The following is a 23087-nucleotide window of genomic DNA, read 5'->3' on the forward strand; positions in this document are numbered from 1 at the left end:
GTCATCCTCTCCTTTCTGGAGAAGCCAGATCAACCTTACTGCTAGTTTGTTCTTCCACTGGAGTTCTTCCGGCCATTTTTAAATAAATCGTCTCCAGTGATTGATCTTCATTTTCCGCTTGTAGTTCTTCAACCGTCCCATCATACAAGATTTCACCGTTCTTGAGGATCGCAATGTGGTCGCAAAGTTGCTGTGCTACCTCTAATACATGAGTGGAGAACAGCACAGTATTCCCTTTTGCTGCATGTTGCCTCATTAATTCTTTCAAATCATAGGCTGCTTGTGGATCTAATCCCGTCATGGGCTCGTCCAAAACCCATATTTCTGGTTCTGATAGTAAGGCACCTATAACAAAGGTTTTTTGACGCATCCCATGTGAAAAAGAACTAATAATACTAGCTTGATTTTCTATCATATCGAATAAGTTCATTAGCTTTAATAGTTGTTTGTCTTTTTCTTCTTCGGGTATTTCATAAGCGACAGCAATCAAATCCCAATATTCCATAGCTGATAAACGTAAGAACATATCAGGAGAGTCAGGAACGTAACCGATTTTCTTTTTGATAGCAAGACGGTTAGTTGCAATATTTTCTCCATCCACTAAAATTTCGCCTTTGCTTGGTTCAATGATACTAACTAACGATTTGATGGCGGTCGATTTTCCAGCACCGTTATGTCCGATTAAACCAAAAATTTCTCCTGAACGGATAGTGAAAGAGACTTCTTTTAACGCTTGTTTACTATTATAAGATTTTGAAACAGTTTTGAATTCTATCATTTAGGCATTCTCCTTATGTTTATCATTCATTCTGCTAATTATATAACATGTTTTTTTTATTATAACAAAAGCTTAAAGTAAAATGAACTACATGAAAAAGAAATTATTTTCTTAGAAATAAAAAATGATTTTTGCTTTATACATAACAATATGGTTTATTATAGTTATAAGTAGTTGGGAGTGGTAATGTATGCGAAAGAAGGTTTGTTTTCCTTTCATGGTCATCTTGTTCAGCTTTGTAATCATGGGTTGTGGAAACCGGGAAATCACTGAATCGGTTAATGAAAACCAAACAACTAATGAGGAGCAGTCAACCAATGCAAGCGAAAAAATGAGTTCCAACATTGATTCTTCGGATCCATTAACGACCAATCAAACGGCAGTCCCGACGCTTTTTATCCATGGGTATGGAGGAACAGCAGGCAGTTTTAATGGAATGCTATCTCGATTTGAAGCGAATAGTTGGGGGGGGAATGTATTAACGATAACTGTTCAGCCGGATGGCATTATTTCTGAAATCGGTGAATGGCAAAATAAATCAAACAATCCAATGATCCAAGTGTTGTTTGCAGATAATAAGAACAATGAATGGAATCAAGCAGAGTGGATCAAAGCTGTTTTAACCTATTTAAAGACAGTCTATCAAATTAATGAAGTTAACTTAATCGGGCACTCTATGGGTGGAGTAAGTAGTTTACGCTATCTAGTCACATATGGAAACGATAAAACATTGCCGATAGTAAATAACTTCGTAGCGATAGGTGCTCCATTCAATGACTTTGTATCAGGTAATGAGGAGCAATCTTTAAATGATTTAAATCAAAATGGTCCTTTAGTAAGCAGCGAACGGTATAGCGATTTTACTACAAGAATCAAACAATACCCTAGAATTACTAAAATGTTGAACATCGTTGGGGATCTGGAAGATGGGTCAGAAGGAGATGGAACAGTTTCGATTAGAAGCGGATTATCGATTGGTCATTTAATGCAAAAAAATGAAATGAATTATCGTGAGGAAACCGTTAATGGATCACAGGCTTCTCATAGTCAACTACATGAAAATACGCAAGTAGATAAGTTGGTTGCTGACTTTATATGGAGTACTCCATAAGTATATTTAGGTATGTCAACTAAACGGATAAAGGGGTTTGGTCGTATGCAATTTATTATCTTATTACGAGGAGTCAATGTTGGAGGGAAAAATCGAGTTCCAATGAGCGAGTTAAAACAGCATCTAACCAACGCTGGATTTGTAAATGCCAGATCTCATATTAATAGCGGCAATTTAATTGTTGAAAGTGAAAAAGACAGTGAACAGGTTGTTTTAGAAAAATGTCAAAAAATCTTATCGGATCACTTTTCTTTCCCAATTGAAGTCGTGATCATTTCTGCTGATAAATACCAAAAAGAACTCGCTAGTATTCCTTCGTGGTGGGGAGAGAATGAGCTTTACAAGCATAATGCTCTGTTTTTATTGCCTTCAGTTGACAAGAAGGGGATTTCTAAACTTTCATCGATGATTAATGAGAACTACGAAAAAATCTATATTGGGGAACTAGCTATTTTTTGGTCGTCTTCTTTCAAGGAGAATTATAGTAAGACTTATTATTCAAAATTAATTGGTAATCCTTTATATAAACAAGTAACTATCAGGAACCGGAATACAACACTTAAATTAAGTACCTTTTTATAAAAGTGTATATGGTTGCCAGTTTGAATTATAAAAGATAAGATTAAAATAGTAAACGCTTTAGTATTTTGATACAGTAATAAATCTTGTGTTTTGTGTAAATAATCACTAGGAGGTTTTATGTGGAAGAATATTATAAAAATGGACAAATTAAACAAGTGGTTAAAGATGGAATACGAACACATTATTTTGAAAATGGAAAAATAAAAGCAATAGGTCCTTTTGATGGAAAGATGCAAGGAGACTGGAAATTTTACCGTAAAAGCGGAGAACTGTGGCAGGTTGGATACTTAGAGAATGATATGAAAAATGGTGAATGGATTCGTTTTTATCAAGATGGACAGGTTGAAAAAGAAGCACAATTTGATAAGGGAAAAGAAAAGAGACAGTGATTTATTTACTTAAAATACTATTTTTTGTCACAAAATAAAAAAAAACTTTTTAAATAACAAATACAAGTTGAATAATTCACAAAGATGTTGTACACTATATTTGTAGTTGTTAAGGCGGATCAATTCTTCTTAATATAATGGTATTGATAGCTTTGGAAACGCATAAAAAAATTGGAGGTAAGGATACATTATGATTAAAACAAACAAAAAAAGAGCATTATTTTTAGGGGCTTGTGCATCACTTATTATTTTTGCAGCAGGTTGTGGAAACAACGAAGATACAGCAGAAAAAGAATCAACAGCTTCTTCAGCTGTAGAAAGTACAGAAGTTGTTACAACTGCTTCAATCAGCAATGATCCAGCAGACGTTTTAGCTGGACTTAGCGAAGACGGAACTTGGATCTATGCTATTACAGATGATGTAACAGTAAATGATGACATCGTTGTAGCAGGGACTTTCTATGATAAAGGGGAAGAAAGTGGAGATGTTTACCGTAAATTAGCTTTGTATGCACAAGATGAAGATCATAATGTTACAGACGAATTTACTTTAACAGCACCAACAATGACTGTTGAAACACCAAACTTTAAAATCCAAAACGGAACATTTGTTGGAGATGTTGTAGTAGAAGCTGAAGGATTCGAACTTGCTGATGCAACTATTGAAGGAAATCTTACATTTGCTACTCAAGAATTAATGGATTCTGCAGTATTAGATGCAGGCACTGTAACTGGAGAAACAACTGTAGCTGAATAATAAACTGAATTTTAAAAACATCTTGCCTTTAGCTACTTAAAGGCAAGATGTTTTTTTGTTTGAGTACTGAAATCATTAAGTAAAAAGGGTCTAAACTTGACTAAATATCAATAGAATCATTATTATTGATATTGTAGATATTCTTTTAAGGGAGTGATTCAATGCAAATGATCACGTTAGCGAATGGAGTAGATATACCAGTAGTTGGAACAGGAACGAATACTTATGGCAAAGAAGGCAATCAATACAATGGAGCTTTGACTAACGATTTTAGTTCATTAAAGTCTGCAATACAAGCTGGTTATCGGTTGATCGATACAGCAATTTCTTATCGAAATGAAGAAGGGGTCGGAGCTACTATTTTTGAAAGCGGCATTCCACGTGGCGAATTTTTTATCACCACAAAGATTCCTTCAGATGAAGCGTATATTGGTTCAAAAAAATTGATTAATCAAACTATACTAAACAGTTTGAAAAATTTACAAACGGATTATATTGATTTGTATTTAATTCATCATCCGATTGAAGATGATGAAAAATTGCAACAAACCTGGGAAGTTCTTGAGTCATTTGTGGATAACGGGAAAATCAAATCAATTGGAGTATCCAATTTCACCATTGATATGTTGGAAACGGTGCGTAACTTTGCTCGGATTCAACCAGTAGTGAATCAAATTGAATCTAATCCACATACATGGAATCATGAATTGATTGACTATTTAACTAGTAATAATATTGTACCAGAAGCTTGGGGACCATTAAGCAAAGTTACTCAAGAACAAATAGAAACATTAAATAAAATTGCTGAAAATTATGGGAAAAATTGGGGACAAGTTTTATTGCGTTACCAAATCCAAAGAGGGGTTGTGGTTATCCCTAAATCACACAATAAAGAGCATCAAGTAGCTAATTTAGAGTTATTTGATTTTGAATTAACCAAAGAAGATCAATTTTTAATTGAAACACTATAACTTATGAGCTTATTTAAGTTACAAGACTTAAATAAGCTTTTTCACTCTCAATAAAACAAAAATTAAGCTAATAGGAGGAGTTAAGATGAATCGCATTAATTTAATTTGTCTAGGAGTAAGAGATATGAAAGCTGCTTTAAACTTTTATAAACATATAGGTTTTAAAACCTATGAAAAAGTAGAAGAGCCCGCTATCGTATTTTTCAATAATCAAGGCAGCAAATTAGAGCTATTTCCAATTGAAGAATTAGCAAAAGATATCAACAAAGGGGTTCCGCCAACAATTCCAGAAAGGGGATTTAATGGGATTACACTAGCCTGCAACCTAAAGTCAGAAAAGGAAGTAGACGAGATGGTTACTCTTGTAAAACAAAGTGGTGGAACGATCGTTAAAGAACCTGAGAAAGTTAGTTGGGGCGGATATAGTGGGTATTTTCAAGATTTAGATGGCTATCATTGGGAAGTAGCATATAGTGCTAGTTGGAAATTTGATGAGAATGATATGCTGATAATGGAAGAAGGTTAGGTTTTTTTGAAAGAGAAAAATAGGGAAATTCGAGAATTGACGGAGTTTGATTTAGATTTGTGTGCAGAACTGTTGATAACTGTGTATAACAGCAAACCATGGGATGAAAAGTGGACAAAAAATACCGCTAAAAGCCATCTGCAAGAGTTTATACACCGAAAACGGTCATTTGGCTTTGTTTATGTGGATAAGTCTTCCATTGTTGGTGCATTATTCGGAGTTGAACGAACATTTTGGTCTGGAGATGAAGTTTATGTGGATGAATTTTACGTTCATCCACAGTATCAACAAAAAGGTGTGGGAAAAGAAATAATGATGCATCTAGAACAATACTGTCAGAAAAAAGAATTAGAGGCAATCACGTTAGTAACGGATAAAAATGTACCAGCTTATCATTTTTATCAAAAAATGAATTTTAATATCTCGGAAGCTAATGTATTTTTGTATAAAAATATTCCGCAGTAACTTTTATTGATCCTCAACTATTAATTCAGTCGTGGGATGGTAACGGTAAACCACTAAATCTACTTTTCCGGAATGTGTCAAGGTAATGCCTTCTGAAAGTAAACGATCTTTTTGAGTAAAGGCTCCTTCAGCATCTTTGATAGCTACTTCACCTTTAGCATTAATGATACGATGCCAAGGCAGATCATACTTTTGGCTCATAGAATGGAGAATACGGACGACTTGTCTTGCACCTCGAGCGTTTCCAGCAAGGGCTGCAATTTGCCCGTAAGTCATAATTTTTCCGCTTGGAATAGACTGGATAATACGGATTACACGTTCAGTAAAGGGAGTCATAGTAAGATCCTTTCTCGTTTCTTCAACATCTTTTTCTATCGTAACCGAAATGAAGGAAAAAAAATAGCTGTTCACTAAAATTAGTTTTAGTGAACAGCTATTTTTGATTAAGACAATTTTGTTTCAAAGCGTTTAGCAACTTTTGATAATGCGTAACAAATAATAAAGTAGAAGAATGCTAAGGCAATAAACATCGGAATCACATAAGTCGTGTTTTGGCCATAAATGATTCGAGCATTATGAGTTAATTCTGGTAAGGAAATGATGGTAGCTAATGAAGTATCTTTGATCAAAGATACTAGTTGGCTGACGATTGGAGGAACCATCGCTTTAAAAGCTTGTGGAATAATGATTATCCATAGCGTTTGAAGATAGGTTAATCCGGTAGAACGTCCAGCTTCCATTTGTCCAGAAGGAACAGAGTTTAAGCCTGCTCGCATAATTTCTGACAGCATAGCAGATTCAAAAATTGTCATTGCAGCTACTGCTGACCAAAAGATGTCTAAACGAATGCCGATTTGCGGTAAAGCAAAATAAGTAAAAAAGATGATCAGTAATAAAGGCAAGTTACGAATCAGATCAACAATGCCTCCAACGATTTTTGAAAAAACGGGAATTTTCATGTACCGAAGCAATCCTAAAATAGCTCCGATAATAAAGCTAAAGACAATTGAAAGTACGGCCACTTCTACTGTAACGAGAAGTCCATCCAGTAAGAAGCGGATGTTCATCCATGAAAAAGCTTCTATAATAGTCAAATGATTTCTCCTCCTTTTAAGATGTTACATTTAAGCGACGCTCAATATAACTCATCAAGTATGTTAAAGGTAAGGTAATGATGAGATAGATTAAGCCGATTAAGATATACGTATCGAACGTATTAAAGGTTTCACTGGCAATTAAATCGCCTTGATACATTAAATCAAGACCAGTAACCATTGCAAGAACAGACGAGTTTTTTACCAAATTAATGAATTGATTCCCAAGAGGCGGGATCACGATTTTGAAAGCTTGTGGTAAAATAATATACCGCATCGTTTCATTTTGGGTCAATCCGGTTGAAAGTCCAGCTTCTGTTTGACCTTTAGGTACGCCCATAATTCCAGCACGGACCGTTTCTGCAATAAAAGCAGAAGTGTAAATAGTTAATCCAATTGTACCAGCTGTAAAGCCATCAATAGAGAACCAATATAAAGGTACTACTACATAAAAGAACATCACAATGATTAAAAGGGGAATATTCTTAAAGAACTCTACATAAGCATTTGCCAATCTTTTTAGCCATTTCTTTTTAGATAACTGAGAGATAGCCATTAATGTACCGATGATTAAACTGAAGAATAAGGCAATAATACTGGAATACAATGTATTTAGAAACCCATCAATTAAAACATCTTGGTAGGTTGTTAAGATCGTTAGCATAGGTGCACCTCGCTTTTTTATTTCTTAGTTGTAAATGAATTGTTTTATTGATAAAGGTCTAAACGGATTAGTCTAATTCAGGAATCCATTTAGCATAAATGGCGTCATATACGCCATTGGCTTTAATTGTTTCCAAAGCTTCGTTGACTTCATTCAAAAAGGCATCTTGACCTTTGTTGATCGCAATCCCATAAGGTTCTTGAGTAAAGTTTCCACCAGCTAATCGATAGCCAGGGTTATCGGCGATAATACCTAATAAAATAGCATTATCAGTTGTAACGGCATCTCCTTGGCCAGATTGCAAAGCAGTAAAGGCTTCAGAATAATTTTCTAATTCTAATACATTTGCCTCAGGCGATAACTCACGAATGTTTTGTGCAGAAGTAGAGCCTTTAACAGCTAAAACGGTTGTGTCAGCAGTTAGATCGTCTAAACTTTGAATTGAGCTGTCATTTGGAACCAATAAAGCTTGTCCAGCATCGAAATAGATATCCGTAAAGTTGACTTGCTCTTTTCTTTCTTCAGTAATGGTCATTGTTGCAATAATTGCATCAATATTTCCATTTTTTAATAAAGGGATACGTGTTTTAGAGGTAACTTCAACGAATTCTGCGTTATCTGCATCTCCAGTCAATTCTTCGGTGATGGCTTTGGCTATGTCAATATCGAAACCTTTGATCTCGCTTGATTGAATATCATAAAGGCCAAAAAGGTTGGTATCTACTTTTACGCCCCATGTAATGGTAGGATTTTCTTCTATGCGTTCTGCTATATCCACTTTTGCTGCACTTTTAGAACCACAAGCAGCAAGAAAGCAGACAGGTAGGAGTAAGAGAAGAAAAAGAGATTGCTTGTTTAATTTTTTCATCTGGAAAGTCCTCCTATAAAATTAATGATTGATAATTTTGCTTAAGAATTGTTTAGCACGTTCATCTTTAGGATTCTCAAAGAACGAAACTGTTTCACGGTCTTCAAGAACTTCTCCCTCAGCCATAAAAATAACACGGTCAGCAACTTCACGTGCAAATCCCATTTCATGGGTCACAACGATCATTGTCATACCTTCTTTAGCTAACTTTTTCATAACATCCAATACATCTTCAATTGTTTCAGGATCTAGTGCACTGGTTGGTTCATCAAACAATAAAACTCCTGGTCCCATAGCTAATCCTCGTGCAATAGCCACACGTTGTTGCTGACCACCAGATAAATTAGAAGGGTAAGAATCTTTTTTATCCAACATGTTAACTTTTTCTAAAAATTTCTCAGCATTTTTTTGTGCTTCTTCTTTAGATTGTTTTAAGACCTTCATTGGTGCTAACATAATGTTTTCCAAAACTGTTTTATGCGGATAAAGGTTGAAATGTTGAAAAACCATCCCAACGTTTTTACGAATTTCGTTGATGTTCGTATCTTTAGCATGAAGATTGACACCTTTAATCAATAATTCCCCTTCAGAAATATCTTCTAATCCATTGATGCAACGCAACATGGTACTTTTACCAGAACCAGAAGGTCCGATAACAACTACGACTTCACCTTGATTAAAGGTAAGATTAATGTTTTTCAAGGCATGGAAATCACCGTAATATTTTTCGATATTTTTAAATTCAATCATTTAAACACACTCCTTGTTTTCTATTGTTAAGTAATTAAATTAAGAAGCATGTAAGGGGTATAAACCTCCTGCATACTCCTTACGGGAATAATAAAATTGGTTTTTGAACACTAAAAAAGCTTAGAACAAATAAGAACTTTCTAATGCTTACAGTTAGATAGAGTATTCTATTTTTTGTAAAGCAACTATTCCTATTCGAATGAATTCAACATTACGACTTCATATTGGGTTATATAAATCGTATCGGGGGATGGTAGAAGTCTTCATAAGTATGAAGAAGCGTTTTGTGAAAGTAAAGATAGAAGACTTTTGTTTCCTAATAACGTCTACCTAATAGGAAGACAGTCAATCTATTATCTGCTAGTTTTTAAAATGTTGCAGCATTGAAAATTTTATCATTAAAGATTGATGTTTGCAAATCATTTCGCTTTTTCACATTAAATAAAGGAGCAACTTAAATAAATGTATCTTTATTTAAATTAACTAACATTTCTTCTATAATAGACAAGATAAATAGACAAGATATTTTTTTTGAAGATTGGTATAATAAGAGCAGTATAAATTTCTGAAATAAAGGATGAAGAAAATGGAACGTATCCACATTTATCATACAAACGATATTCATTCTCATTTTGAAAATTGGCCAAGAATTTCTGGTTATTTACGAGAAGAGTCTAAACGATTGGAACAAGAAAATGAAACGGTATTTTCATTTGATATTGGAGACGCCTGTGATCGAGTCCATCCTTTGACGGAAGCAACAGATGGAACAGCAAATATCTTGTTACTGAATGAAGTCGGGTATGATGCAGTTACGATTGGAAACAATGAAGGTATCGGAAGCTCAAAAAAACAATTGAGTCATTTATACGATGAAGCCAATTTTCCTGTGGTGATCTCAAACTTATTCGATGCAAAAACAGGATTTCCGCCAGAATGGGCAAAGATTTTCCATGTCATTCAAACAAAATCTGGTCATAAGATTGGTTTGTTTGGTTTAACGGCCCCCTTTCCAACAAGCTACAAACCGATTGGATGGGATGTGAAAAATCCGGACGAAGTGATAGGAGACATACTAGAAATGATTACTCCTTTAGTGGATTCTATTATTTTACTGTCTCACCTTGGCATTGGTGAAGATCAACGCATTGCTGAACTGTATCCGATGATTTCCGTTATTATCGGTTCCCACACACATCACTTATTGCCACATGGGCAGGTTGTTAGAAATACATTGCTTGCAGCCGCCGGTAAATACGGTCAATACGTTGGTCATATTGAATTAGAGATTGAAAGAAATAAAATCATAGCTGCCAATGCAACCGTTAAGGAAACAGCTACAATTAAAGCACCTGAAAATGAAACTGAGATAATCGAATCTTATGAAATAAAGGGACATCAGTTGCTAAATGAACAGGTAATTGCAACTGTACCGGCTACTTTTCCTGTAAATTGGCAAGGCAAATCTGAACTTGTTGAAATTGGATTAGAAGCTCTTAAAGAATATGCACACACAGATGCGGCTATTTTAAATGCAGGGCTATTTATGCAGCCATTGGTTGAAGGAACGGTTACGAAAGATGACTTGCACAAAATCTTACCTCATCCTATGCGTATCCTAAGGTGCACGCTAGATGGAGAAAATCTCATTCGTATGATTTATGAAATGGAGAAAAATCGCTTGTTTTTACGAAATTTCCCGATTAAAGGTATTGGATTTAGAGGGAAAGTTTTTGGCGAAATCTGTTACAATGGAGTAGCTTATGATAAAATGACCGGGGAAGTCTCTTGGTTAGGTAAGCCAATAGAGCGGTCCAAACAATACACATTTGCTACAGTAGATCATTTCATGTTTATTCCATTTTTTCCTACTATTGAAATCAAAGGGGAAAATGAAGTACTGTTTCCTTATTTTATACGCAATGTTGTAGGTCAATATTTAAAAAAGCATTACCCAACAAATAAATTAATAAGATGAACGGATGAAGAAAGCAGGTGAACGCAATGACAAGTGAAAACGAAACAACTAAAGAACGAGCTCAGGAGACAAAAACACATAAAAAAGCCGTTCCAGCAAAAAAAAGACCGATTAAACCAAGACCCAAAAAACGAGTGAAAGAAGCGCAAATGGTTCCCACTACTACAGAAGAGAATCACAGCATCGAAGAATCAGGTGAACATACAGGTGATAATGAAGTACAAGAAATAATTAAATCAGTTGAGGAACCGGTCGTTCAAAGAATTGACGCTACTACTATTATGATAGAAGGCAAAAAATTTGAAATTGTACAAAATTATCGAGATGCTTTTGATGCAGAGCGATTAGGTGAGCGTTACAGCGAGATTTTAAATAAATACGATTATGTTGTAGCAGACTGGGGTTTTGAACAAATGCGGCTAAAAGGTTTTTACGATAACCGTAACCGGAAAGTCCCTCAAGATCAACGTATTGCCAATCTTCAGGATTATTTATACGAGTACTGTAATTTTGGCTGTCCTTATTTTGTCTTACAACGTGTGGATGACAAAAAAGAACGTATTAAAACGAGCAAGCCTAAAAGACGCAGAACACAAAAAAGTAAAAGTCCAACAAACGAAAAAGTGATTAAACAAGTTCAACCAAAAAATTCAGATCCAAAACAAAGCACAACAGTAAATCCTAAAAAGTCATCCGATAGAGTGAAGGCTAAAAAAGATTTTGTCAAAAAGGAAATTTCGCCAGTTGAGAAGTCAGTTGAAAAAAATGTTCCAAAAGAAACAGTTGAAACGGTAAAGGATGCTAAAGGTAAACGTCAATACAGTATCCGTCGCAAAGTTATTCCAAAATAAATGAATAAAAATAAAGGTTGGGTTAAGTAAATGAAGTATAAAGGATATTTAATTGATTTAGATGGCACCATGTATCGAGGAAAAGAGCCGATTCCAGCGGCTGCACGATTTATTAAAAGACTACAAGAAAGAAACATACCTTATTTATTTGTTACTAATAATTCGTCTAAAACACAAAAAGAAGTAGCGGATAATTTAATTCAAAACTTTGGCGTTCAAACTTCTGCAGAAGAGGTATACACTAGCTCATTAGCAACTGCAGATTACTTAACTTCCCTTGGTGGAGGAAATAAAGTTTATATAATAGGAGAAACAGGACTCAGAAATGCATTGAAAAATGCTGATTTTATTGAAGATGAAGAAAATCCGGACTACGTGGTTGTGGGGATCGATCGACAAGTTACGTATCATGATTTTGAAGTTGCAACCTTAGCGATTCATAAAGGTGCTCGCTTTATCGCGACAAATAAAGATACCAATCTACCGAGTGATAAAGGAATGGTACCTGGTGCTGGTTCATTAGTAGCCTTACTGATAGCCTCAACAAGAGTTCAGCCTACTTTTATCGGGAAACCGGAAGCAATCATTATGGAAGAGGCCATCAAAACGATTGGTTTAACAAAAGAAGAGGTTATCATGGTAGGTGACAATTACGAAACCGATATTTTAGCTGGTATTCACAATAATGTTGACACCTTACTAGTGCTTACGGGTTTTACCTCTCTAAAAGATTTAGAACTTGTGGAAGAACAACCCACTTATTTACTAAATTCATTGGATGAGTGGGTGTTTTAATGAAAGAAAAAGCCCTTCATGTAGTAGGAATGATTAGTCTATTCTTATTTATCGTGTCATTTTCTATAGTACTAACGATTAATTTGACACCATTATATGCTTTTGATATCGATTACTTAAAAATCTCTCAAAATGTTGGGTTGTCAAAAGAAACATTAATGGAAAACTATCGAGTATTATTAAATTATTTGAACTTGCCATGGGTAAGCGAATTGAACTTTCCTAATTTTCCAAGTTCAGAAAGTGGATTGTTTCATTTTTATGAAGTCAAACGTTTGTTTATATTGGACTATGTTATTGCAATGATTACAGCGGTAGGATCATTCTTTTATATTCGCTACATTAAGAAAAATCAATTATTCTGGAAATTGGTTCGTCCATTTCAAGTTGCGATAGCTGTTCCATTTGTCGTTCTCTTTATGATAGCTGTCAGCTTTGATCAGTTATTTGTAGCTTTCCATAAAGTTTTTTTTAATAACGATGCTTGGCTGTTCAATCCTTCTACGGATCCGATTATTTTAGCATTGCCAGAAACCTTCTTCATGCATTGCTTTATTTTAGCTTTTGTATTAATTGAACTACAAATTATTTTTGGGTATTTTTACACTAAACGAAAAGCGTTTCATTAAAAAATAAGACCACACTACTCAAATTTGAGTAGTGTGGTCTTATTTTTAGTTAACGATTATTGTGTAATATCACTTTTGGTGGGTTGAGCATGTGCTAGACGACTAGCAGCGGCCGCCGCAATAGCTCCAACGATATCATCTAAGAAAGTATGGACTTCATTGTCATCATGACTGTTTAACTTTTTTAGAATACCGGGTTTGATTTTATCAATATAGCCATAGTTGGTAAAACCAATTGAACCATAGACATTTACGATAGAAAGAGCCATGATCTCGTCAATGCCATATAGCCCTTCATCATCCACAATGATATCCAGTAAAGGATTCATCAATTGCTTTTTCTCTGCTAAAATATCTAATTGAATTCCAGTTAGGACTGTATTTTGGACTTCTCTTTTTTTGAGAACGGCTTCTACATGTTCTAAACAGACTTCATAAGTTAAATCATTGATATAAGACTGCTGTAAAAACATAACCAATTCAGCAATATCTTTTAATTTCACGCCACGTTGATCTAATAATTCTAAAGATTTTTTGTGTAACTCGTTTGTATCTTTTACCATTCATATCCCTCCGTTTTAAGTATAGATTAATTATACTAGAAAGCAGAACAAATGACTTGCAATAACCATTTAACAAAGTGCTCAAAATAATAGATTCTACATCTACTTTCTGAAGCTTACCCAATTGGATTGCAACAAAACTAAGCAAAATGTGGCTCAAGTAGATTAGAATGTAACAGTTTTTTATGCCACATTCCTAAAATAAACTTGTGCTGTGCATGGGTTGTACTCGTTCGTCTGGGTTGATGTAACTCATGGCATTGTTGATAGCAGTCGGAGCTTCTCCAAAACCAGTCGCAATTAATTTGATTTTCCCATCATAAGTACAAATATCACCCGCTGCATAAATACCAGAAACAGTCGTTTCCATCTTAGTATTCACGGGAATCTCATTACGTTTCACGTCAAATCCCCATTTTTTCATTGGTCCAATGGAAGAGGTAAACCCGTAATTGATCAAAAAATCATCGATTTCAAGTTCTTTTTCGCTTTCGCCTCTAACTTCTTTTAATTGAACAGATTGAATCTGTGGGTGATTGCCTTTAATTGCTACAGGGATATAAGGAGTGATCATCTCAACCGTTGATTGTTCAAGCAAGGAAACGCTATGTTCCAAAGCTCTAAACTTATTTCTTCTATGAATGAGATACACTTTTTTTGCAATTGGTTCAAGAGCTAACGCCCAATCGACCGCAGAATCGCCACCACCACAAATCGCTACCGTCCGATCTTTAAACTGCTCAATATTATTCACATAATAATGAAGGGTATTGCCTTCGTACTCATCGGCTTGATCCAATTCCAATCTACGAGGTTGGAATGCTCCATTACCAGCAGTGATAATAATCGCTTTTGAATAGTGGGTAGTTTTGGCAGTTGTTAATTCGAACAGTCCATCATCATTTTTAATGACATCAATCACTTCTTCTTCTAAACAAATCGTTGGATCAAAACGAGAGATTTGCTCAGAAAGATTATCAATTAATTCTTGTCCCGTCACTACGGGCAGTGCTGCGATATCATAGATTTTTTTTTCAGGGTATAACATACTCAATTGTCCACCTAATTGAGGCAAACTTTCAATTATTTTAACTTTTGCATTGCGCATTCCACCGTAAAAAGCAGCAAACATGCCAACGGGGCCACCACCAATAATCGTAATATCAAAGACTTCTTTAGTAGTATTCAAAACTAAATTCCTCCAATGATGCAATTTTTTTCATTCAAATTGTCTTAAAGTATAGCATACAAGACATATGAAGTTATAGATGGAAATAAAAACGGTCCTTTAACTGCGTGTATCTTTCAAGGCAGCTAAAAGGACCAATAAAAAGGTGAAGAAAGATTATAAAATAGAAAAGTAAGTCAATACAGCTTGTGTAGCAAAAGCGACTAAAATACCGGTAAGGATTCCAAAGAAAACTTCAATCGGCTTATGGCCTAAATATTCTTTTAAGTGACGCTCAGTTTGTTCATCAACGAGGGCTGCCGAATCGTGAGAAAGTTTAACCACTTTTTTACTCAACATATGAAAATCAACCACTAATTGATTTAATAAGATTCCTTGTTCACCACTTTGTCGGCGTACACCCATAGAATCAAACATAACAATAACGCCAAATGTACTTGCAATGGCTACGAAAGGTGAAGCAACACCATACTGTAAGGCTAGAGCTGTAATAAGGGCAGATACCGCTGCTGAATGTGAACTAGGCATTCCGCCAGTAGAAGTAGCTAATGCCCAAGTTGTTTTTCTTTGTAATAGAAAAGCTACTGGAACTTTAATAATTTGTGCAAATGTAATAGCTGTAAAAGCCGCAACAAGCGGAAAGTTCGATAAAATAAGCATAGTGTACCATCCTTTAAAAAATTCAATATTCTTTTTCATATCATAACATGAAACAACCTTTTCTTTGACAAAAATGTGTTAAGGAGAGAAAAAAAGAAACAGAGGTAATCTATTTTTTGTTCGATAGCTAAAAAAAATGGCAATGCAAGCAAGATTTCGGTATGATAGAGAAGTAAATATAAAAAATAGGAGGACGATAAAATGTCTGAATTTCCACAATTATCAAATGAAGTAGCAAGTAATGAACAAGTTGCTACCATTAAAACAACAATGGGTGATCTGAAAATTAAATTATTTCCTGAAATTGCCCCTAAAGCGGTAGAAAACTTTGTTAAATTAGCAGAGAGTGGTTACTACAATGGAATTATTTTCCACCGTGTTATCCCTGATTTTATGATTCAAGGGGGAGACCCAACTGGAACCGGTATGGGCGGAGAAAGTATTTGGGGAAGTTCTTTTGAAGATGAATTTTCAGATAAAGCATTTAACCTTAAAGGTGCTCTTTCAATGGCTAATGCAGGTCCGCATACAAACGGAAGCCAATTCTTTATTGTATCAGCTTCTCAAACACCAGCAAATATGATTGGTCAACTTGAAGCTGCTGGTTACGCTGCAGAAGTTGTTGAAGCTTACAAAGAAAATGGTGGAACACCTTGGTTAGATAACCGTCATACTGTTTTTGGTCAAGTTATTGAAGGAATGGACGTTGTGGATTCAATCCAAAATGTAAAACGCGGATCCCAAGACAAACCAGTAAACGATATTGTTATTGAAAGCATTGAATTAAACTAAAAAGAAAACGAGCAACAGACGTCATGTCTGTTGCTCGTTTATTTTTTTACTTAATCTTTTGGGTGTTCAAAAGCGTATTTGATACGTTTCAAACCTTCAACAACAGTTGCATGAGGAGCAGCAAAATTTAACCGCATATAGTTTGTTCCCGAAGGACCATAATCTGAACCGGCATTTAAACCGATTTTCCCGACTTGTGCAAAATGTCGGGTCAATTGTTTATCAGGAATGTTTAAAGTAGAACAATCAAACCAGAATAAATACGTTCCTTGGGGTCTCATATAAAAAACTTCAGGTAGTTCAGTATCAAAAAATGCACAAATCGTTTCCAAGTTGTTTTTTAAATAAGTCATTAGCTCCTCTAGCCAAGGTTCGCTTGTTGCAAAAGCGGCTTCGGTTGCTGCGTAACCAAATGTATTGATGCTATTTTGTTCTGTTTTGGCTTGAGCTACAATCAACGCATTACGCAAGTCTTCGTTTTGGACAAAAATCATTGAGTTTTTTATCCCAGCTAAGTTAAATGTTTTAGTAGCCGCCGTTAGAGTAATGACAAAGTCTTTGTATGGTTCCTTAATGGCTGCAACAGCAATGAAATCATTCGGTTGATAAATAAGATCGCCATGTATTTCATCACTGCATAAGATGATGTGGTATTTTTGACAAAGGTCTGCTAATTGACCCAACTCTTGTTTGGTCCACACACGGCCTCCAGGATTATGTGGATTGCTTAAAACAAATAATTTTACATTTCTTTTTATAAACTGTTGTTCTATATCTATGAAATCCATCTTAAACAAACCGTCTTCAATGATCAATGAAGTTTGAATGACTTTTCGGTTATTCAATGTAATCATATTTTCAAAAGGGGTGTAAACAGGGTCATGAATCATCACAGTCTCTTGTTCGTTTGTAAAAGTTTGGATCACCAATGCAATACTTGGAACCACTCCAGGAGAGAACAAAATATCTTTGGGTGTCAACTGTAAGTTATGACGTTTTTTTTGCCAGTCTATGATAGTTTGGTAGAGAGAAGCGGGAGGAAACGCATAGCCTAGAATACGTTGATCCACTATTTTTTTCAAAGCATCTAAAATCAAAGGTGAATTAGCAAAGTCCATATCCGCTACCCACATTGGTAAAACAGCTTCGTCTCCAAATAATTTTTTTGAATACCCCCATTTAATACTACTTTGTTCACTGCGATCAATTTGTTCATCAAAGTCCCAAGTCATATAACTATTCCTCCAATCAAAAATTAGTTTCTATATGTATGGTTAAGTATACTAGTAAAAACCGAAGAGAGATAATTTTTTCTATGATGCCTCTTTTAAAACCGGTACCATAAATAAAGTCTCGTTTCAAAAAAAATGAAAACGTATTCTAAATACGCTGAGTGTTTATTTATGCTAAAATAAAAATATAAATAAAAATACTCTTGAAATGGATAAGCGAGGTGATAGGATGAAGTATAAAATTGGCATGGTCATTAAAGGCAAAATTACTGGAATTCAACCTTATGGAGCGTTTGTTTCACTTGATGATGAAACACAAGGGCTTATCCATATCTCGGAATGCAAACATGGTTTTGTTAAAGACTTAAATGAAGTTTTAACAGTGGGAAATGAAATTGAAGTGATGGTATTAGACATTGATGAATATACGAAAAAAATCAGTTTATCTCTAAGAACGTTAGAGGAAAATACGACATTTCAATACCATCCTAAGAAGAGAAGGCAGCATCATGAAAAAGTCGGAAAGTTAGGTTTTGCTACAATAAAAGAGTCAATGCCAAAATGGATTGAAGAAGCTAAAGAAGATGAAAAAAATAGAATAGTGTATTAAAGAGACTATTAATCTACTGTAAACAAAACAAATGAGCTAAAAACTATAGCTAGAGGTGTAAACTAATGACAGAGAAAAGATGGGTAGCTGGAACTATAATGGCAAAAGGACCAGGAGGAAAGTATGTTTTTTTAGTGGAAGTAGAAGCTGAAATGCATTCATTCCCTACCACCGAAATCAGTGATGTTAAAACAGGATTAGCTACTATATTAGAGACGCTAAAAACAATTTTACCTATTAAAGCAACTGATTTAAATTTATATGAACTGACAAATGCAGTAGTTAATGACAACCGTATCCCTTTATTTGTTTTTGAACTTTATGATGAAGAAGCTGATTATAGACTTCTAACTGAAAGCGGCGATAACTCGCTAACCTGGTTGAATTCTGATGAGCTAACAAAAACATTAGAAAAATGGGAAATATCTGGAGTTCCGCAATTTAAATAAGTTTATCTGTAACGGCATTTCTCATTCGAGGAATGCCGTTTTTTCCTTGCTTTTTTTTATTAAAACAACTAAAGTTAAGGAGTATGAGAATAGCTTTTTTATTCTTTAAGACAATTAATTGGAGGGGTTTACGTGGGTCATATTAAATTTGATTATTCAAATGTTGAGAAATTTGTACAACCACATGAAATCGCGAACTTACAACAACAGGTTACAACTGCTGATGAAATGTTACGCAAAGGAACTGGGGCAGGTAGCGAGTACCTAGGTTGGATCGATTTGCCAAAAAATTATGATAAAGAAGAGTTTGCTCGTATCAAAGAAGCGGCTAAAAAAATCCAAAGCGATTCAGAAATTCTGGTTGTCATCGGAATTGGAGGATCTTACTTAGGTTCAAAAGCTGCAATTGATTTCTTAAATCATTCTTTTGTTAATTTACTTGATAAAGAAACTCGCAAAGCACCACAAGTTCTTTTCGCTGGAAACAGTATTAGTTCAAGCTATCTACACGATTTGATTCAAGTAATCGGAGACCGTGATTTTTCAGTAAATATTATTTCTAAATCTGGTACAACTACAGAACCAGCTATTGCTTTTAGAGTATTTAAAGGATTGTTAGAAAAAAAATATGGTGCAGATGAAGCTAAAGCACGTATTTATGCTACCACAGATAAAGAACGTGGAGCTTTGAAACAAGAAGCAAATGCACAAGGCTATGAATCATTTATCATTCCTGATGATGTTGGCGGACGTTTTTCTGTATTAACAGCAGTAGGTTTATTGCCAATTGCAGCTAGTGGAGCAGACATTGATCAATTGATGAAAGGTGCTGCAGATGCGTCAGTTGCATTCTCTAGTGATAAAATCGAAGAAAATGAAGCATATCAATACGCTGTATTGCGTAATGTCTTCTACCGTAAAGGAAAAGATACAGAAATTTTAGTTAACTACGAGCCATCATTGCAATATTTCTCAGAGTGGTGGAAACAATTGGCTGGAGAATCAGAAGGTAAAGACCAAAAAGGAATCTATCCTTCAAGCGTAAACTTCTCTACTGATTTACATTCAATGGGGCAATACATCCAAGAAGGACAACGTAATATCTTTGAAACAGTTATTAAAGTAGATAAACCAAAATTTGATATTGCTATCCCAGCTACTGAAGAAGATTTAGACGGATTAGGCTATTTGGAAGGGAAAGGTATTGATTACGTAAATACTAAAGCTTTCCAAGGAACTCTTTTAGCTCATACTGACGGAGATGTGCCTAACATGATCTTAACGATTCCTCAACAAGATGCATATACATTAGGTTACATGATGTACTTCTTTGAAATCGCAATCGGCCTATCAGGTTACTTAAATGGTGTAAATCCATTTGACCAACCAGGTGTAGAAGCATATAAGAAAAATATGTTTGCTTTGCTAGGAAAACCAGGATTTGAAGAATTAGGTAAAGAATTAAACGCACGACTATAATTTAGATGTACCGAAATAACAACACACTTCAAAAGTCTTTACACCTCTTTTTCTTATCGTAGTGATAGAAAAAAGGTGTTTAGGCTTTTTTTTAGAAATAGTAGTGTGAAAAGTCATTGTTAGTCGACAATTTTTGTAGTACTGTATTTAATAACAAAAATATGGTTAAAAACTTCTCTCTATATAGAAGAAAGGGGAATAAAATGAGCAGAAATTTTACATTAAACCAAGCAAAAGCAGAACATCTTGAAATGATAGAGCTGTTACTTAAAGAAACAGCTCTATGGTTAAAAGCTAAAGGATCGTTACAATGGAATGGTATATTAGAAGGTAATGATAATCATGATACAGCGAGTGCCATTGATAGAGGAGAAGTATTCTACGGAGCTTTAGATAATGAGTTAGTTGGAATGTTCATAATGTGGGATCACCAAAGTGAGTGGGATGCTGCTTTATGGGGAACGGATCAAGGAAATAAATTTTATTACCTTCACCGTTTGAATATAAAGAGAGACAAAGCTGGTATGGGAATTCCACAGCTGATGATCAATGCAGCTAAAGATTATGCTGAAAAAGAACAAAAAAGAGCTCTCAGACTAGATTGTATTGCTGGAAATGAATTTTTAAACCGAATGTACCGTAATGAAAGCTTTGAATTGATCGATTGTAAAGAAGATTTCAATGCGGGAGAACAAATAAATGACTTTAACTTATACCAATATCAACTAAAGTAATTTTGGAAAAGCGAACGATAATAGGAAGGGCTTTTTTTGAAACAGTCCTTTTGTTCGTTTCATTAGTAAGTAATACAAATTTAAATGCAAAAAAGTGGTAAAATATACGCTTTTTTAAAAAAAACAAAAAAAACAAAATCTTTTTATTGACCAGTATCGAAAAACTTGTTATAGTAATTGATGTCGCTAAGAGAGATAAGTGATACACCGAAATAGATGGAAATATTATTGTAAAAATAATGTTGACAAAACGTAAATAAATATGTTAATCTATTGAAGTCCTCATGGGAACACTGAGCTGGCAAATGGATAAATATTCAATTAAAAAATATTTATTTAAAAAACTTGTTGACAAGTTGAAAAACAACTGCTATAATTTAGAAGTTGTCAGAAACGAGGCAACACGCTTTAGACCTTTGAAAACTAAACAAAGTAAGACGAACCAAATGTGAGGGTGACTTAGCAGTGCTAAGTCAACAGTAACAAAATTAGTGAATAATTATTCGCTAGCAATCAATATGAGCTTCAAGCATCATTTTATATGAGAGTTTGATCCTGGCTCAGGACGAACGCTGGCGGCATGCCTAATACATGCAAGTCGAACGCTTTGATTTCACCGGGTGCTTGCACCCACCGAAGTCAAAGAGTGGCGGACGGGTGAGTAACACGTGGGTAACCTGCCCATAAGTGGGGGATAACATTCGGAAACGGATGCTAATACCGCATACTTCTAATCGCCTCCTGGCGAATGGAAAAAAGGTGGCTTCGGCTACCGCTTATGGATGGACCCGCGGCGTATTAGCTAGTTGGTGAGGTAATGGCTCACCAAGGCGATGATACGTAGCCGACCTGAGAGGGTGATCGGCCACACTGGGACTGAGACACGGCCCAGACTCCTACGGGAGGCAGCAGTAGGGAATCTTCCGCAATGGACGAAAGTCTGACGGAGCAATGCCGCGTGAGTGAAGAAGGTTTTCGGATCGTAAAACTCTGTTGTTAGAGAAGAACAAGGATGAGAGTAACTGCTCATCCCCTGACGGTATCTAACCAGAAAGCCACGGCTAACTACGTGCCAGCAGCCGCGGTAATACGTAGGTGGCAAGCGTTGTCCGGATTTATTGGGCGTAAAGCGAGCGCAGGCGGTTCTTTAAGTCTGATGTGAAAGCCCCCGGCTCAACCGGGGAAGGTCATTGGAAACTGGAGAACTTGAGTGCAGAAGAGGAGAGTGGAATTCCACGTGTAGCGGTGAAATGCGTAGATATGTGGAGGAACACCAGTGGCGAAGGCGACTCTCTGGTCTGTAACTGACGCTGAGGCTCGAAAGCGTGGGGAGCAAACAGGATTAGATACCCTGGTAGTCCACGCCGTAAACGATGAGTGCTAAGTGTTGGAGGGTTTCCGCCCTTCAGTGCTGCAGCTAACGCATTAAGCACTCCGCCTGGGGAGTACGACCGCAAGGTTGAAACTCAAAGGAATTGACGGGGACCCGCACAAGCGGTGGAGCATGTGGTTTAATTCGAAGCAACGCGAAGAACCTTACCAGGTCTTGACATCCTTTGACCACCCTAGAGATAGGGCTTTCCCTTCGGGGACAAAGTGACAGGTGGTGCATGGTTGTCGTCAGCTCGTGTCGTGAGATGTTGGGTTAAGTCCCGCAACGAGCGCAACCCCTATTATTAGTTGCCAGCATTCAGTTGGGCACTCTAGTGAGACTGCCGGTGATAAACCGGAGGAAGGTGGGGATGACGTCAAATCATCATGCCCCTTATGACCTGGGCTACACACGTGCTACAATGGATGGTACAACGAGTCGCAAGGTCGCGAGGCCAAGCTAATCTCTTAAAGCCATTCTCAGTTCGGATTGTAGGCTGCAACTCGCCTACATGAAGCCGGAATCGCTAGTAATCGCGGATCAGCACGCCGCGGTGAATACGTTCCCGGGTCTTGTACACACCGCCCGTCACACCACGAGAGTTTGTAACACCCGAAGTCGGTGAGGTAACCCTTTTGGGAGCCAGCCGCCTAAGGTGGGACAGATAATTGGGGTGAAGTCGTAACAAGGTAGCCGTATCGGAAGGTGCGGCTGGATCACCTCCTTTCTAAGGAATATAACGGAAACCCACACATTCGTACTTACTTTGTTTAGTTTTGAGAGGTCTAATCTTCTCAAA

General features: G+C 36.0%; 26 protein-coding genes and 1 rRNA gene. 17 read left to right on the forward strand and 10 right to left on the reverse strand.

All coding sequences use genetic code 11. The features are described 5' to 3' along the window. Position 1: 1 nt before the first annotated feature. Positions 2-778, reverse strand: coding sequence for an ABC transporter ATP-binding protein (locus tag CAR_RS02580; RefSeq protein WP_013710172.1), 777 nt, complete (start codon positions 776-778; stop codon positions 2-4). A 190-nt stretch (positions 779-968) separates the two neighbouring features. On the opposite strand from CAR_RS02580, the gene CAR_RS02585 reads away from it, so the two are divergent. From CAR_RS02585 to CAR_RS02615, 7 genes are all read left to right on the forward strand, one after another. After that, positions 969-1889 carry an alpha/beta hydrolase gene (locus CAR_RS02585; protein ID WP_041556101.1) on the forward strand — a complete coding sequence of 307 codons (921 nt, stop codon included), beginning with the start codon at positions 969-971 and terminating at the stop codon, positions 1887-1889. 45 nt (positions 1890-1934) lie between these two features. Then, the gene (locus CAR_RS02590; RefSeq protein WP_041556102.1) at positions 1935-2471 is read left to right on the forward strand and encodes a DUF1697 domain-containing protein; all 537 of its coding nucleotides are present in this window, start codon (positions 1935-1937) and stop codon (positions 2469-2471) included. Between the two features lie 119 nt (positions 2472-2590). After that, positions 2591-2860, forward strand: a complete 270-nt coding sequence (locus CAR_RS02595; protein ID WP_013710175.1) for a toxin-antitoxin system YwqK family antitoxin — start codon at positions 2591-2593, stop codon at positions 2858-2860. A 190-nt stretch (positions 2861-3050) separates the two neighbouring features. Continuing rightward, positions 3051-3617, forward strand: a complete 567-nt coding sequence (locus CAR_RS02600; RefSeq protein WP_013710176.1) for a hypothetical protein — start codon at positions 3051-3053, stop codon at positions 3615-3617. Positions 3618-3778: 161 nt separating this feature from the next. After that, positions 3779-4588, forward strand: coding sequence for an aldo/keto reductase family protein (locus tag CAR_RS02605; RefSeq protein WP_013710177.1), 810 nt, complete (start codon positions 3779-3781; stop codon positions 4586-4588). Positions 4589-4673: 85 nt separating this feature from the next. Next, positions 4674-5114, forward strand: coding sequence for a VOC family protein (locus CAR_RS02610; protein WP_013710178.1), 441 nt, complete (start codon positions 4674-4676; stop codon positions 5112-5114). Positions 5115-5120: 6 nt separating this feature from the next. Then, complete coding sequence (locus CAR_RS02615) at positions 5121-5579, forward strand: GNAT family N-acetyltransferase (RefSeq protein WP_052303129.1); 459 nt, start codon at positions 5121-5123, stop codon at positions 5577-5579. 3 nt (positions 5580-5582) lie between these two features. Here CAR_RS02615 and CAR_RS02620 read toward each other — a convergent pair whose 3' ends face one another. The 5 genes from CAR_RS02620 to CAR_RS02640 all read right to left on the reverse strand — a co-directional run bounded on the left by CAR_RS02620 (position 5583) and on the right by CAR_RS02640 (position 8955). Beyond that, positions 5583-5915 carry an MGMT family protein gene (locus tag CAR_RS02620; RefSeq protein WP_041556103.1) on the reverse strand — a complete coding sequence of 111 codons (333 nt, stop codon included), beginning with the start codon at positions 5913-5915 and terminating at the stop codon, positions 5583-5585. Positions 5916-6022: 107 nt separating this feature from the next. After that, complete coding sequence (locus CAR_RS02625) at positions 6023-6646, reverse strand: amino acid ABC transporter permease (protein ID WP_041556787.1); 624 nt, start codon at positions 6644-6646, stop codon at positions 6023-6025. A 43-nt stretch (positions 6647-6689) separates the two neighbouring features. Continuing rightward, a complete protein-coding gene (locus tag CAR_RS02630) occupies positions 6690-7337 on the reverse strand; it encodes an amino acid ABC transporter permease (protein WP_013710182.1) in 648 nt (215 codons plus the stop codon). A 67-nt stretch (positions 7338-7404) separates the two neighbouring features. Next, positions 7405-8205, reverse strand: a complete 801-nt coding sequence (locus tag CAR_RS02635; RefSeq protein WP_013710183.1) for a transporter substrate-binding domain-containing protein — start codon at positions 8203-8205, stop codon at positions 7405-7407. 21 nt (positions 8206-8226) lie between these two features. Further along, positions 8227-8955: an amino acid ABC transporter ATP-binding protein gene (locus CAR_RS02640; protein ID WP_013710184.1), complete on the reverse strand. Its 729-nt coding sequence runs from the start codon at positions 8953-8955 to the stop codon at positions 8227-8229. Positions 8956-9541: 586 nt separating this feature from the next. Between CAR_RS02640 and CAR_RS02645 the strand changes: the two genes are divergently transcribed. Genes CAR_RS02645 through CAR_RS02660 form a run of 4 tightly spaced genes read left to right on the forward strand, consistent with a single transcriptional unit; the run spans position 9542 to position 13208 of the window. Next, a complete protein-coding gene (locus tag CAR_RS02645; RefSeq protein ID WP_041556104.1) occupies positions 9542-10933 on the forward strand; it encodes a bifunctional metallophosphatase/5'-nucleotidase in 1392 nt (463 codons plus the stop codon). Positions 10934-10959: 26 nt separating this feature from the next. Continuing rightward, a complete protein-coding gene (locus tag CAR_RS02650; protein ID WP_013710186.1) occupies positions 10960-11784 on the forward strand; it encodes a YutD family protein in 825 nt (274 codons plus the stop codon). A 30-nt stretch (positions 11785-11814) separates the two neighbouring features. Then, on the forward strand, positions 11815-12579 hold the full coding sequence (locus CAR_RS02655) for a TIGR01457 family HAD-type hydrolase (protein ID WP_013710187.1): 765 nt from the start codon (positions 11815-11817) through the stop codon (positions 12577-12579). A gap of 29 nt (positions 12580-12608) precedes the next feature. Further along, the gene (locus CAR_RS02660; protein ID WP_041556790.1) at positions 12609-13208 is read left to right on the forward strand and encodes a TIGR01906 family membrane protein; all 600 of its coding nucleotides are present in this window, start codon (positions 12609-12611) and stop codon (positions 13206-13208) included. A gap of 56 nt (positions 13209-13264) precedes the next feature. On the opposite strand, the gene CAR_RS02665 is transcribed toward CAR_RS02660, so the two are convergent. The 3 genes from CAR_RS02665 to CAR_RS02675 all read right to left on the reverse strand — a co-directional run bounded on the left by CAR_RS02665 (position 13265) and on the right by CAR_RS02675 (position 15620). Then, positions 13265-13771, reverse strand: coding sequence for a phosphatidylglycerophosphatase A family protein (locus CAR_RS02665; RefSeq protein ID WP_013710189.1), 507 nt, complete (start codon positions 13769-13771; stop codon positions 13265-13267). Positions 13772-13967: 196 nt separating this feature from the next. Next, positions 13968-14960 carry an NAD(P)/FAD-dependent oxidoreductase gene (locus CAR_RS02670; RefSeq protein WP_013710190.1) on the reverse strand — a complete coding sequence of 331 codons (993 nt, stop codon included), beginning with the start codon at positions 14958-14960 and terminating at the stop codon, positions 13968-13970. 156 nt (positions 14961-15116) lie between these two features. Further along, on the reverse strand, positions 15117-15620 hold the full coding sequence (locus CAR_RS02675; protein WP_041556105.1) for a divergent PAP2 family protein: 504 nt from the start codon (positions 15618-15620) through the stop codon (positions 15117-15119). A gap of 201 nt (positions 15621-15821) precedes the next feature. Here CAR_RS02675 and CAR_RS02680 point away from each other — a divergent pair, with 201 nt between their 5' ends. After that, complete coding sequence (locus CAR_RS02680) at positions 15822-16412, forward strand: peptidylprolyl isomerase (RefSeq protein ID WP_013710192.1); 591 nt, start codon at positions 15822-15824, stop codon at positions 16410-16412. A gap of 50 nt (positions 16413-16462) precedes the next feature. On the opposite strand, the gene CAR_RS02685 is transcribed toward CAR_RS02680, so the two are convergent. After that, positions 16463-17644 (reverse strand): MalY/PatB family protein, encoded by a 1182-nt coding sequence (locus CAR_RS02685; RefSeq protein ID WP_013710193.1) that lies wholly within the window; start codon positions 17642-17644, stop codon positions 16463-16465. 229 nt (positions 17645-17873) lie between these two features. Here CAR_RS02685 and yugI point away from each other — a divergent pair, with 229 nt between their 5' ends. The 5 genes from yugI to CAR_RS02710 all read left to right on the forward strand — a co-directional run bounded on the left by yugI (position 17874) and on the right by CAR_RS02710 (position 23015). Then, positions 17874-18254, forward strand: a complete 381-nt coding sequence (yugI, locus tag CAR_RS02690) for a S1 domain-containing post-transcriptional regulator GSP13 (RefSeq protein WP_013710194.1) — start codon at positions 17874-17876, stop codon at positions 18252-18254. A 65-nt stretch (positions 18255-18319) separates the two neighbouring features. After that, entirely contained in the window at positions 18320-18703 is a 384-nt protein-coding gene (locus tag CAR_RS02695; protein WP_013710195.1) for a hypothetical protein, read from the forward strand. Positions 18704-18835: 132 nt separating this feature from the next. Beyond that, positions 18836-20182 (forward strand): glucose-6-phosphate isomerase, encoded by a 1347-nt coding sequence (locus tag CAR_RS02700; protein WP_013710196.1) that lies wholly within the window; start codon positions 18836-18838, stop codon positions 20180-20182. Positions 20183-20385: 203 nt separating this feature from the next. Then, a complete protein-coding gene (locus CAR_RS02705) occupies positions 20386-20916 on the forward strand; it encodes a GNAT family N-acetyltransferase (protein ID WP_013710197.1) in 531 nt (176 codons plus the stop codon). Between the two features lie 537 nt (positions 20917-21453). After that, positions 21454-23015: ribosomal RNA gene (locus tag CAR_RS02710) — 16S ribosomal RNA — on the forward strand. The last annotated feature ends 72 nt before the right edge of the window (positions 23016-23087 follow it).

This window comes from Carnobacterium sp. 17-4, assembly GCF_000195575.1.
GTDB lineage: Bacteria > Bacillota > Bacilli > Lactobacillales > Carnobacteriaceae > Carnobacterium_B.